14 protein-coding genes are annotated in these 13556 nt (G+C 38.2%); 7 read left to right on the plus strand and 7 right to left on the minus strand.

Annotation, left to right across the window (positions count from 1 at the left end):
* Positions 1 to 155: 155 nt before the first annotated feature.
* The 7 genes from AC012T_RS25965 (at position 156) to AC012T_RS25995 (ending at position 7459) form a co-directional block, all read left to right on the plus strand.
* On the plus strand, positions 156 to 1208 hold the full coding sequence (locus AC012T_RS25965) for a BMP family protein (RefSeq protein WP_487062118.1): 1053 nt from the start codon (positions 156 to 158) through the stop codon (positions 1206 to 1208).
* A gap of 136 nt (positions 1209 to 1344) precedes the next feature.
* Positions 1345 to 1554 (plus strand): hypothetical protein, encoded by a 210-nt coding sequence (locus AC012T_RS25970; protein WP_487062120.1) that lies wholly within the window; start codon positions 1345 to 1347, stop codon positions 1552 to 1554.
* 12 nt (positions 1555 to 1566) lie between these two features.
* Positions 1567 to 1824, plus strand: a complete 258-nt coding sequence (locus AC012T_RS25975; protein ID WP_487062122.1) for a hypothetical protein — start codon at positions 1567 to 1569, stop codon at positions 1822 to 1824.
* A 233-nt stretch (positions 1825 to 2057) separates the two neighbouring features.
* Positions 2058 to 3545, plus strand: coding sequence for an ABC transporter ATP-binding protein (locus AC012T_RS25980; protein WP_487062124.1), 1488 nt, complete (start codon positions 2058 to 2060; stop codon positions 3543 to 3545).
* 55 nt (positions 3546 to 3600) lie between these two features.
* Complete coding sequence (locus tag AC012T_RS25985; protein ID WP_487062126.1) at positions 3601 to 4647, plus strand: ABC transporter permease; 1047 nt, start codon at positions 3601 to 3603, stop codon at positions 4645 to 4647.
* A gap of 54 nt (positions 4648 to 4701) precedes the next feature.
* Complete coding sequence (locus AC012T_RS25990) at positions 4702 to 6195, plus strand: acyl--CoA ligase (RefSeq protein ID WP_487062128.1); 1494 nt, start codon at positions 4702 to 4704, stop codon at positions 6193 to 6195.
* A gap of 277 nt (positions 6196 to 6472) precedes the next feature.
* A complete protein-coding gene (locus tag AC012T_RS25995) occupies positions 6473 to 7459 on the plus strand; it encodes a 2-dehydropantoate 2-reductase (RefSeq protein WP_487062130.1) in 987 nt (328 codons plus the stop codon).
* A 4-nt stretch (positions 7460 to 7463) separates the two neighbouring features.
* Here AC012T_RS25995 and dhaL read toward each other — a convergent pair whose 3' ends face one another.
* The 7 genes from dhaL to AC012T_RS26030 form a co-directional block, all read right to left on the minus strand.
* Positions 7464 to 8114 carry a dihydroxyacetone kinase subunit DhaL gene (gene dhaL / locus AC012T_RS26000; protein WP_438890716.1) on the minus strand — a complete coding sequence of 217 codons (651 nt, stop codon included), beginning with the start codon at positions 8112 to 8114 and terminating at the stop codon, positions 7464 to 7466.
* A gap of 1 nt (position 8115) precedes the next feature.
* Entirely contained in the window at positions 8116 to 9189 is a 1074-nt protein-coding gene (gene dhaK / locus AC012T_RS26005; RefSeq protein WP_487062132.1) for a dihydroxyacetone kinase subunit DhaK, read from the minus strand.
* A 150-nt stretch (positions 9190 to 9339) separates the two neighbouring features.
* Positions 9340 to 9891 (minus strand): HMA2 domain-containing protein, encoded by a 552-nt coding sequence (locus tag AC012T_RS26010; RefSeq protein WP_487062134.1) that lies wholly within the window; start codon positions 9889 to 9891, stop codon positions 9340 to 9342.
* Positions 9892 to 10264: 373 nt separating this feature from the next.
* Positions 10265 to 10558, minus strand: a complete 294-nt coding sequence (locus AC012T_RS26015) for a DUF5132 domain-containing protein (RefSeq protein WP_487062136.1) — start codon at positions 10556 to 10558, stop codon at positions 10265 to 10267.
* Positions 10559 to 10723: 165 nt separating this feature from the next.
* The gene (locus AC012T_RS26020; protein ID WP_487062138.1) at positions 10724 to 11353 is read right to left on the minus strand and encodes an HMA2 domain-containing protein; all 630 of its coding nucleotides are present in this window, start codon (positions 11351 to 11353) and stop codon (positions 10724 to 10726) included.
* Between the two features lie 280 nt (positions 11354 to 11633).
* Entirely contained in the window at positions 11634 to 12155 is a 522-nt protein-coding gene (def, locus tag AC012T_RS26025) for a peptide deformylase (RefSeq protein ID WP_487062140.1), read from the minus strand.
* A 49-nt stretch (positions 12156 to 12204) separates the two neighbouring features.
* Positions 12205 to 13416 carry an HhoA/HhoB/HtrA family serine endopeptidase gene (locus tag AC012T_RS26030; protein WP_487062142.1) on the minus strand — a complete coding sequence of 404 codons (1212 nt, stop codon included), beginning with the start codon at positions 13414 to 13416 and terminating at the stop codon, positions 12205 to 12207.
* Positions 13417 to 13556 lie beyond the last annotated feature (140 nt).

Genomic DNA, 13556 nt, shown 5'->3' on the forward strand with positions numbered 1-13556 from the left:
CCTCTTTCTCTACTTAATTTCTAATATCACAGTATTCTGGTTTGGAGTGAATCTGTCTTTAGTCAAAAGTAGAAAAAATTAGGCTACCTCTTCCAAAATAACACTCAGAATTTTAAAGTATTGAAATAACTCAAGTAGTGTGTGAGGGAGACTCTATGGTTTTTAACTTAAATCGGCGTAAATTTCTCTGGTATGGTTCAGCAACATTAGGTACTAGTTTACTGCTAAAAGCCTGTGCTAATAACCCCAACCCAACTCCCACAGCGGCCGGTGGTGATGAAAAGTTTAAAATAGCTATCGCACTCCCTGGAATTATCACAGATCAAGCTTGGAATCAATCGGGTTACGAAGGTGTAAACCTCGCAAAACAAAAATTGGGTGCAGATATAGCCTATGTGGAAAATGTCACCCAAGCAGATCAGACAGAAGTATTAACAGATTTTGCCCGTAAGGGATACAATGTAGTATTTGCCCACGGGGGACAATTTGATGCGGCTGTGGAACAAGTCGCTGCACAATTTCCAAATACATCCTTTGTTGCTGTTAATGGTTCTATTACAGGTGATAATATCGCCGCTTTGCGAATAGATAACCTCCAAGCTAGTTATTTATGTGGAATTATCGGCGCTTCTGTCACTAAATCTAACAAATTGGCATACATAGCTGGGCAGGAATTTGAAGCCACCCAGCAAGAATTACGCGGTTTTGAATTAGGGGCAAAATCTGTTAATCCCAAAATACAAATAACTTCTACATTTACTGGTGATTGGAGTGATGTATCAAAAGGAAAAGAAGCAACACTAGCACTAATATCGGCTGGGAATGATGTAATTTATCAATGGTTAGATACTGCTTCAGCCGCAGTTTTACAAACAGCTAGTGATAAAGGAGTTTATGCTTTTGGTAATGTAAAAGATCAGTTAGATGTTGCCCCAAAAGCAGTTTTAACCAGTGCTGTTAAGCGTCTAGATTTAGCAATTACTTATTTAGCAGAATTAGCCCAACAAAAACAATTGAAAGGACAAATATATACAATTGGATTAGAAAAACCAGATATATTATCTTTGGGTAAATTTGGCGGGATAGTACCAGAAGCAGTTAAACAAAAAGTAATGAATATAAAACAAGAAATTGTTGATAAAAAAATCACTTTTGAATCATGTCAGGAAGCTGGTAAAGATACCCGTTGTTTCAAAACAAGGAATTAGTGAGCTATCGGTGTCAAATGCTTGACCAATTGGCTTCATAGCCACAACAGCTACTACAACCAGTATAGACTACAGTGAATAGATAGACAATTGTTATACAATATTGGCTAAATGGTAATAAAATGCTATATAGCCAATGATGACTATTCATACGAATATTGGCTATAGTGGCTATAGAGGTAATTTTATGGAGAAAGGTAAAAATAATATGGTTCAAATACGGGTTAGCTTGCCAGAAGATTATCGACGCTTATTTAAAGCATTCTGTACTGAAGAAGGAACAGATATGAGCAAGCGAATTACCGAATTAGTAGAAGAACAGTTAAAAAAAGCAGGGAAAATTTAGCGACTGTACATCATGACAAACGACATCCGATTTGACGACATATATACACGAATTAATGACTTAACACACGATGTAGCTAACCTGAAAATACAAGCAGGAACTATAGGTACTTCTCAAGTTGCCATAGCAACAACCTTGACCCTAGCAACTGGTTTAGGTTCTGACATGAGAGAAGTGAAGGGTGATATTCGACAAATAAAATCAGATATCAGAAACCTTGAAGCCAGCATAGATGAGATTCTCCGACTTTTGCGTAGTCAGAATAAATAAGTTTGTTTTTTGAGGGTCTTCCTATCACTGAGACAGCAACCCAAATACCCCTAACCCGGATTTCTCACCAAAATTCTCAAACCCTTATAAAATCTGGATTCTGGAGTTTCACACTGCATCAAAAATCAACCCCGTAAAAAATGCCTGAAACCGATTCTCTATACGGGTTATACAAATTGCGATTACATTGTTTGTGAGAAATACGGGTATAACATTTGCACTTTATTCCCAAAATGATATATCTACGTTTAGAAAATATCACTAAAAACTTTGGGTCATTTATTGCTAATGACAATATTAGCTTAACAGTAGAAGCTGGTAAAATTCATGCGATTTTAGGTGAAAATGGTGCAGGTAAAACTACTTTAATGAACATAATTAGTGGACTGTATCAACCAGATTCGGGACAAATATATTTAGAAGAAAAACCTGTAAATATTACTTCATCTCACGCAGCAATTAAATTAGGTATTGGCATGATTTATCAACATTTTATGCTTGTACCTGAGTTAACAGTTACAGAAAATATTATCTTAGGAACTGAAAAAAAATGGCGTTTAAATTTACGCCAAAAACAACAAGAAATTTTAGCTTTATCTCAAGCATATCAATTAGAAATTAACCCAACGGCTAAAGTCGAAGATTTACCAGTGGGAACACAGCAACGGGTAGAAATTCTGAAGGTTCTCTACCGTCAAGCAAAACTATTGATTCTTGATGAACCAACAGCAGTTCTGACACCATCAGAAGTAACTTCATTAATTACTCTCTTGCGTCAACTTGCCGATAGGGGTAGTACGATTATTTTTATTAGTCATAAATTAGAAGAAGTAATGAATTTGTGTGATACAGTCACTGTATTGCGTCGAGGAAAAGTTGTTGCTACAACCAATACTAAGGCATCTACAACTCAGCATTTATCTGAATTAATGGTAGGGCGAAAAGTAGTTTTAAATTTGCAGAAATCGCCAGCAAACTTAGGAAAATTGGCATTATCAGTACATGGGCTAAAAGTTGCAGACGATAGAGGCTTAATTGCTGTTAACAATTTATCTTTTCAACTGCGGCAAGGTGAAATTTTGGGAATTGCTGGAGTCGATGGAAATGGGCAAAGAGAATTAGCAGATGCTATTGCAGGGTTGCGAACTATCACAAAAGGGAAAATTGATCATCACTCTGTAAGCAGGAAAAGTTTAAACGTGGGATATATCCCAGAAGATCGGCAAAAAATGGGGTTAGTATTACAATTCAATATTGCCTATAATTTAATTTTGAAAACTTTTAATAAAGTACCCTTTTTGCATAAATTTTTATTACAAGAAAAAATAATTAAAAATAATGCCCAAGTTGCTATAGACGCTTTTGATATTCGGATCAATGGTGAAGATGTGCCAGTAAATTACCTATCAGGGGGAAATCAACAAAAGGTAGTATTAGCAAGAGAATTAGCGGGGGAACCAACTTTAATTATTGCCATGCAGCCTACTAGAGGATTAGATGTGGGTGCAACGGAAGCAGTACAGACGAAGTTGTTAATAGAAAGAGAACGAGGGGCAGCTATTTTATATATTTCTACAGAGTTAGAGGAAGTGATGGCAATGAGCGATCGCATTGCGGTAATGTATAAAGGCGAGTTTGTGGATATCTTGGATGCTAAAACAGCGACTATTGAAGAGATTGGTTTGTTAATGACGGGTAGCACAATGATAAATGCCAGCTAAAATTCACATATTAAATTCTGGATGAAAAACAGTTAACCAGGAAATAAAATAAAAAATGGTTACAGATAATAAACTGAAGAGTTTAGTGCCAATTTTATCACCTTTAATAGCTATCGCCTTGGCTTTAATAGTTGGTGCTGGTTTAATATTGTTGGCTGGGGCTAATCCTATTGTTGCATATACAGCTTTATTTCAAGAGTCCCTTTCTACCTATTTTGGTTTTGGTAATACCCTCACTAAAATGACTCCTTTACTATTTACAAGTTTAGGCGTTTTAGTGGCTTTACGTGCTGGACAATTTAATATTGGTGGAGAAGGACAAATTTATTTAGGTGCTTTGGGAAGTAGTTTAATTGGGTTATATATTCAAGGATTGCCTGCATTAATTCATATACCTTTAGCGCTATTTTTAGGGTTTATTTTTGGTGCTGTTTGGGGTTTGATTCCTGGTTATCTCAAAGCAATCAAAGGGGTAAACGAAGTAATTACAACTTTGCTACTAAATTACATTGCTATTAATTTAATTAGTTATTTGGTGCAGAATCCTTTAAAAGCACCAGCAGCACCTAGTCCTTATTCGCCATTAATTGCCAAAACTGCCCAATTACCAATTATTTTACCCGGAAGCCTTGCCCATGCGGGAATTTTATTGGCGTTAATTACAGCAGGGGTTTTATGGATATTATTAGTGCGATCGCCTTTAGGATACCAAATTAGTGCCGTCGGATTTAACCCTATTGCCGCCCGTTATGCCAAAATTTCTGTAGAACACACCATTATGCTAGTCATGGGTTTAGCTGGTGGTTTAGCTGGTTTAGGGGGTGCGTGCGAGGTGATGGGGTTGAAATATCGCCTATTTGAGCAGGTTTCACCCGGTTATGGATTTGATGCGATCGCGATCGCTTTTTTAAGTCGTGGTAGTATTTTGGGTGTCGTCTTCATCTCCCTATTTTTCGCCTCCCTTCGCAGTGGTGCAAACATCATGCAACGCAGCGCCGGCGTACCCGTAACTATAGTTTATGCAATTCAAGGTTTCACAGTATTGTTCATCGCCATTGCTTTAGCTTTAGAATATCGAGAACAGGTGACAAAAGATAGGTGATAGGGCAGAACAAAGACTTTTTTCCATGACTAAATAATGAACAACTAATAACCAATGAATTTATTTAATCTTTTAGCAGGAGAAAACAAGCATTCAGCTTTAATCACTCCTAATGGATCTATAATTACTTATCAGCAGTTACGTGACAACATAACTGTTTTAACATCTCAACTGCATAGCTTTGGGTTAAAAAAAGGAGATCGTATTGCCATTGCCATGACTAATGGTGTCCCAATGGCTATTACCTTTTTAGCATCTGCTTTATGTGGAACTGCTGCACCCTTAAATCCTAAATATAAACAAGATGAATTTGCTTTTTATTACGAAGATACTCAAGCTAAAGCCCTAATTACATTATCGGAAACTCCAGAAGCAGCAATAGCAGCAGTGACACCCGATATGATTTTAATTAATGCCAAAATCAATAATAACGGAACTTTAAAGTTTGAATTAGTTAAACCAACATCGACAGCAGGAATAAATTCTGAACCACCCAATGCTGATGATATAGCGATGATTTTACATACTAGTGGTACTACCAGCCGTCCCAAACGTGTACCTATTCGTCATCGTAACTTAATCGCTTCTGCTAATAATATAATTGCTGCTTATTCGCTCACATCTGCTGATATTACACTTTGTTTAATGCCACTTTTCCACATTCATGGATTAGTAGGATGTCTATTAGCAACCCTCGCATCAGGAGGGACTTTAATTTGTCCTCATGGTTTTAATGCTTTGGAATTTTGGAAACTTGTAGAAACTTACAAACCTACTTGGTATTCCGCTGCCCCTACCATGCATCAAACAATTTTAGCACGGGCAATTCGTAATCAATCAATTGTTAAAAATAACCCCTTCCGTTTCATTCGTTCTAGTAGTGCATCTTTAGCACCAGTTATCATTGAAGAAATGGAGAAAACTTTCAATTCTCCCGTTTTAGAATCTTACAGCATGACAGAAGCAGCCCACTTAATGTCAACCAACCCTTTACCACCAAAAATTCGTAAACCGGGAACTGTGGGTTATGGTTTTAATGTAGATGTGGGAATTATGGATGATGAAGGTAATTTGTTAACTCAAGGTAGTTTGGGTGAAGTAGTAGTAAAGGGTGCAAATGTGATTGATGGTTATGAAAATAACCCAGATGCTAATGCAACTGCTTTTATCAACGGTTGGTTTCGTACCGGAGATCAGGGAATAATAGATGCAGATGGATATCTGCGTTTAACTGGAAGAATTAAAGAACTAATTAACCGGGGTGGGGAAAAAATTTCACCTTTAGAAGTGGATAATGTTTTATTACGTCATCCTGCTGTTGCTGAAGCTTTAGCTTTTGCTGTACCTCATAACAGTTTAGGTGAAGAAATTCACGCCGCAGTTGTTCTAAAATTAGAAGTTAGTGAAAAAGAACTTCAGCAATATTGCTCAAATACATTAGCAGATTTTAAAGTACCTAAACAAATTCACATTTTAGAAGCTTTACCTCGTGGTGCTACGGGTAAATTACAACGTTTAGCAATGGCGAAATTGTTGGATATTGGATAACATAAATGTCTGTCAGAATCAGGATTGTGACTATACTGCAAATGTTTCATAATTTAACCAAATATGGAACCCCTCTCCAAATCTCGTAAACGGGGAGAGGCTTAGAACTTAGTTTTTTCATCAATGAAAAGTAAAGTTCCTAAGCATTTCGAGTATATTTTTTCAATTAGTTTTCACACAACAAATGTAAATAAACATCTTGTAAATCCTTTAATCCTGTAAATCCTGATTCAGACAGATATTTTCACTTTTTTGCATAATTTTAGTTATCGCTGTTATGAAAATCTGTATTGTTGGTGCTGGTGCAATTGGTGGTTATCTCGGTGCTAAGTTAATTTTAACTGGTGAAGAGGTAACTTTAGTTGCTCGTGGTTCCCATTTAGAAGCAATTCAAAAAAATGCACTAAAAATCATATTAGCTGATGGTTCTAGCCAGGTTGCTACTCCGGTTTTAGCTACTAGTGATTTTACAGCAGTTGAACCACAGGATGTAGTGATTTTAGCAGTAAAATCTAATAGTGTGAGTGCCATTGCTTCCTCTCTTCCCCATCTATATCATGAGCAAACAATGGTAGTCACTGCCCAAAATGGTATTCCTTGGTGGTATTTCCGTAAACATGGTGGGGATTATGAAGGAACACGTCTAAATTCTCTTGATACAGATGGTATTATTGAAAACAACATTGATATTGACAGGGTGATTGGTTGTGTTGTCTATCCTGCTGCGGAAATAGTAGAACCGGGAGTAATTCAGCATCTTGAAGGGGAAAGATTTACACTCGGAGAAATCGACGGTTCTAAAACTGAACGTATCCAATTATTAGCCCAAGCCTTGAAGAAAGCAGGATTTAAAGCCCCTGTACGCAATCAAATTAGAACAGAAATATGGGTGAAATTATGGGGAAATCTCGCATTTAATCCCATTAGTGCCTTAACTGGTGCAACCCTAGAAGCCATTGCCCAATACCCTCCCAGCCGAGATCTAGCACAACAAATGATGTTAGAAGCACAAACTATAGCTGAAAGGCTAGGTATTAAATTTGGCATTAGTTTAGAACAGCGGATTAACGGTGCAGAAAAAGTTGGCGCTCATAAAACATCAATGTTACAAGATATCGAAGCAGGACGACCAACAGAAATAGAAGCGATCGCAGGTGCAGTGGTGGAACTAGGTAAACTTACGCAAACCCCCACGCCCCATATTGATGCACTTTACGCTAGTGTTAAGTTATTGGAGTTGACAGGGAAACAAAGAAGACAATAAATATTTACGAATTACGAATTGTATTAGAGCCTTTGAGTACTTCTAACAAACTCCGCAACATCCAATAAGCAGAAGTTCCACCGGGATCTTGATGTCCGATACTGCGATCGCCTAAATAACTCGCTCTACCCTTCTTTGCTAACATAGGTATAGTTGCCTTCAACCCTTGTTCAGCCGCAACAACTGCCATTTGTAAAGCTTCCACAGTTCCCATACCTTGACCTACAGCCTGCTCAAAAGCCACCACAGCTGGAGACAGTACATCCACCATCGTCTTATCTCCCAACTGCGTCTTCCCTCGCTCAATCACTCCATCCAAACCAGATTGAAGTAATTTCAACATATCTTCTTGAGTTAATTCTTGCTTGCCAGCAGTAGCCGAACTAGCTCTTAAAAACCAAGTTCCATACAGAGGCCCACTCGCACCTCCAATACTGGAAATTAAAGTCATACTCACATTTTTGAAAATGCTGCTGATATCTTTCCCGGCAATACTCGGTAAAATACTGCTGACCTTTTTAAAACCACGATCCATATTGATACCATGATCAGCATCACCGATAGCGGCATCTAACTCTGTCAAATCTTCCTTATGATGCTCAATGACAGAAGCAAATACATATAACCATTCGACAATCTGCACCTGATTAACCATCTCACACTCCCCAGCGTAAACTCGGTGTTTTTACTGGTGCATCCCATAGTCTGAGCATCTCATCGTCTAACTTCAGCAGAGTGATAGAGCAACCTTGCATTTCTAAAGATGTGATGTAGGGGCCAATTAGACTTCGCACAATTTGCAATCCTGCCATTTCACAAATTTCTGCCAGTTTGCGGTAGACAATATAGAGTTCAGAAATAGGAGTCCCACCCATACTGTTAACAAATGCCAGAATGCGATCGCCTTTTTGCAGGGGTTTATTTAACAGTTCCACATCTACCCACCCATCAGTGGCTTCATTCCACTCCCGGACTGTGCGACTATAGGGAAGATCATCAATGAGCGATCGCACTAAAATTTCTGTAATCTCATCCCCTGACTTCATAGAAACCCTTGCTCTCCCCGGTTCCCCATGAATCCCAATCCCTAACTCTATCTCATTATCCCCCAAAGCAAAAGTCGGTGTCCCCCTCGCTGGTACAGTACAAGAACTCAACGCCACTCCCACACTACGTCCATGCAGATTTACCCTTCTACACAAATCTGCCACCTGCTGCAAATCATAACCCTGTTCTGCTGCTGCTCCACAAATCTTTTCTGCCAACACCGTTGTCCCCACACCCCTTCTACCTTGGGTATACAGACTATCCTTCACTGCCACATCATCATCAATCATAATATTTAGCGTGCGGATGCCTTCACCTCTGGCTAACTCCGTCGCCATTTCAAAATTCATCAAATCACCACTGTAATTTTTAACAATATAAATAATACCCGCGCCACCATCTACCTGCTGCGCTGCTGCTAACATTTGGTCAGGAGTCGGTGAAGTAAAAACTTCCCCCGGACAAGCAGCATCAAGCATTCCCTTTCCCACAAAACCCGCGTGCATAGGTTCATGGCCACTACCACCACCAGAAATAATTGCTACCTTTCCCTGTACGGGTACATCAGCGCGATAAACAAAAGCCGGCTCATAATTTACCTTGATTAAATCAGCATGAGCCACAGCCATTCCTGCTAGACTTTCCCTCACAAAGTCTTCCGGTTGATTAATCAGCTTTTTCATAATTAATGTTGGCAAAGGTGCTAAAACTCAGGATAAACTCTCGCAGCACCAAATTTCAGCATTTTTTCTGATAATTGCCATTAGATATTAGAAGTGAAAATTAAATATGCGTTTTTTACCACCCTTGTAGAGACATTCCATGAAACGTCTCTATTTTCTCAGAGATGTTGTTTGAGTTTGGTTAACAGTATTCAGCTTCAGAAAACTATCAAAAGCATACCAAGCTAAAACATACCAAGGAATTACTTCTAATTGCAGACCTTTAATTATTAACTGTCTTATTGCTAAAATACTCAATCCAAACGGGAACAAAAAACGTAAATCAACAGTACCATCTGTAGCACTTTCAACTCGTTGGTTCAAATCAATAACTGCATTAGATATACCTGTCGCTGCTTCAGTATTACCGTGAGTAATATCTGCAAAAATTACGCCTATATCTTTCAGTGTAGCTAAAATTTCTGCCAAAGCTCCATTTTTACCATCATGATTAATGAGAATACTACCGTGATGGATATTAGTCCTCACTTCACTAATATGAGGTTGCGCCGTTAAAAAATTAGCAATATGTTGCATTTTTTCTGCCTGACGATTTTCAGCAGCAACTCTCAACCGCAACCTTCCCGGAGTATCACTAACAACTTTTGTTGTTATAGGATTAAATGGTTTATTTAAACTTGTTTTATCCATAACTTGTAGCATATTTAAAATCTTTGCTAAAAAGCAAAACCTCACTTAAAAAAACCTGAAAATAGTATTTATATCTCGTTCCCAGTCTCCGAATGGGAATGCCATCAAGAGGCTCTGCCTCCAATATCACCAAAAGCAGAGTCTGTTAGAATTCATCAGAGTATAGAAACGAGATTCAATCCAGTTCCCCACGCCGCAAGCAGCGTGGGTTTCTTTGAGATTGATTGGTAATTAAGTAAGTTTGATATATAGCATTTCCCAGTCTAAAGAAGTACACACCAATTTATTCACTGTTACCTGTTAAGAGTTCCCTAAAACGAAAAAACTTTGTACCTCACGAGCATAGGAACGGCTATAACATCATTTGAATTTTCCAACTCCTCTTTTATGCACCATTACCTGATTCACCCTCAGCCGCTTCAAAAGTATGTGTGTGTTGTTCCTCTGCTATTTCGGCTCTAGCTTCAGCCACAATATCCTCCCAAGTTTCACCCAATTCGGCAAAAGCTCCTTTGCTTTTTTCATAAGCAACAAGTCCATTTTTAATTATTGATTTAGCTATCGGTTTACCAATTCCCGCTACAACAGGAATTACCACAGGAGCCAGTAAAACAGCACCAATTCCGGCTATAATTCCAGGAGCGCCGGCATCTTCTACAAAATCAGTAATTTTGGCCATAATTAAATCAACCTCCAGTAAGTCGGAGAATATCAAATAAGCCTTTTAATTTACTTTAATTTGAAGAGTTATCTCATCTTGCTATTGATAGATGTATTGAGATGCAGGTTATACTTTATAACTAGCCATTATCGAAGTGTGTACAACAGGACGCAGAAAAATATTTTATTCTTTTGTATCTAATACAGGCAAATTCGCCATCAATTCTAAGGAATAAGATAGAGATGGAGGCTTTAAATCGGCTAAAAAACTGGCAACCTGAGGATGATTAATCTCTATAGTTTCTATGTTAGAAGTAGTATTTATAGAGGTATTTTTCTGTAAAGCCAACTCAATTATCTCTATCCAATGGGATGTACTAACTTCAGAATATTGGTAAGAAATAACTATTGATGCAGCATGATAATTTATACGTATACTAGTAACTTGCTCATTTGCTTTTAGTAAGTTTTCTAACCTCTGGGCAAAAGCAGAGTCTCTGGCTATACGTGGGATAGAAAATCTAATCCTACCCGGAATTGTATGCATCACAGTATAAGCAATTTTGGTGTTACTTTCCTCATCTGGGATAGGTTGAATTTTTTCTGCTGACACCAATTCTGGTTCTAAATATTTAATCACCCAGCGCGTAACATCTGCCGCTAGGATGAAAACAGGAATTGCTGCGAAACCATGTATTCCCATTCTGCCTGTGACAGCTAACCCTGTCATCATGGGAATTAAATCAATAGACTGTTTTTTCCAAAAATCTAGAGATTTCCATTCTGCAAAGGGATCTTTTTTGTCAGTAGTCATTTACTTAAAATAGCTATACCCAACTAGGAGTTAATAATAAATTGAATATAACTTCTAGCTTGGGTGTTGAGTCTCACTCTGAAGAGTTATTTTACTACGCTGACTAAATGCTTATTTGTTAACTATCTGCTTTTTATATTCAGTATTGTAGGGTGTGTTAGCGACAGCGTAACGCACCAATATATTTTGGATAGTATATTTTGGATAGTGGGTTATGCTGTCACTCTAAGCGTAGCTATTGTCCACACCCTACGTATATTTCAAAAATCAAATATGATTCCTATATCTGCTTTTGATATTCAGCCTCAGTCATCAATTCATTAGTAGATTCTACCCGATCTAAAAATACTTTGCCTTCAAGATGATCATACTCATGTTGAAAAATTCGAGCAACAAAATCTGATAACTCTTGCTTTTGTATCTGACCATTGCGGTCAGTATATTCAACTTCAATTTCCTGATATCTAGGAACTAAACCTCTAATTCCAGGAACACTTAAACAACCTTCCCAACCTTTCACAACTTCAGTTGAATGGGCAATAATTTTTGGATTAATCATCGCTGTTGGTTCCATTTCTGGTGCATGAGGATATCTGGAATTAGGACGGGAAGCGACAATAAATAAGCGTAAAGATTCCCCTGTTTGGGGTGCAGCAATTCCTACACCATTAGCCTGAGAAACAGTAGCTATTAAATCATCAATGAGTTTTTGGATATACTCATTTTGAATATTTTCTACCCAAACAGCTTTTTGGCGTAATATCGGATTGCCTAATTGAATAATTGGGACTGTTTCCATCATGGAAGAAAAAATTATTTAAGTAATGGTAAATGCAAGATTAATAAAAAAATTAATTCTCAGTACGCACTGGTAAAGGGGCAGGCTTAACTATTAATTGAGCTACTTTTCCATCACGTTCTACTTGGATTTGGAGCGGATTACCGACTTTGGTATTTTCTACAAGCTTTTGGACTTCCTCTATTTTATTCACAGGTTGGTTGTTAATGGTTTTAATTACATCCCCTGGTCTGAGTCCACCAATTGCAGCTGGCGAGTTAGAAACTATCCTCACTAATAAAACTCCTTGCTCGGCAACTAAATTCACACGTCCGCGAGATCTACTAAGAATTCTTTCCTTGATTTCTGGTGTCAATGTTATCATTTCCACGCCTAAATATGGATGATCTACTTTACCTGTAGCAATTAATTCTTGGGAAATCTTCTGCACAGTATTAATGGGAATTGCAAAGCCTAAACCTTGAGCGCCTTGGATAATTGCGGTGTTCATTCCAATCACTTCACCGCGAATATTTAGCAATGGTCCGCCAGAGTTACCAGGGTTAATTGCTGCATCTGTTTGTAAATAATCCACACGCTTATCACTAGCACCAATAGCACTACTAGAACGGTCTGTAGCACTGATAATTCCAGATGTAACTGTATTATTTAAACCTAGAGGATTACCAATGGCAATTACAGCTTCTCCTGGTTGCAATACATTGGAATTGCCTAAAGCTAGGGTTGGTAGATTATTGGCTTCAATTTTAATTACTGCTACATCTGTTACTGGGTCTTCTCCTAAAACTTTACCTTCAAAAGTCCGACCGTCTTTGAGTGTAACTGTAACTTGGTCAGCACCATCTACTACGTGGGAATTAGTCAAAATTTGACCGGAGGAATTAATAATAAATCCAGAACCACTACCCCTTTCTACCCTTTGTCTTTCCTGTGGTACTCTGTCAAACCTGCGAAAAAATGGATCTGAAAATTGATCTGGTGCTTGAGATGTGATGGTTCTGGCAGAATCAATGCGAACAACTGCACCGCCCACTTTTTGTACTACTCCAACTACAAAATTAGGATCGCCTGTGGCAGCAATGATAGGAGGGGGTGCAAATACTGAAGCAGGTGTACTTGTATTTTGGGCTTGAGTAATATTTTGTTCAGCCTCTAAAGTCCTGCTATTCAGACTAGAGCAGCCACTCAGCACCATGACTGCTAAACCAGTGATTAGCATCCACCCTCTTCCTTGTTGCGCTAGGTTATGATTATTTGTCTTCATGTGTACTTTTCTCTCCGTGTTAGTCGCTGGGTGGTAAGATATTGGCTACCTGGTTTATACCAGATTAATTACAGTTTAAAGTCAAATTATTGCTTGCTCATATCTTCTATTGTGGTGATTAGCAGCAAAGGTGGTAGATG

Source organism: Anabaena sp. EIM26 (assembly GCF_057568715.1).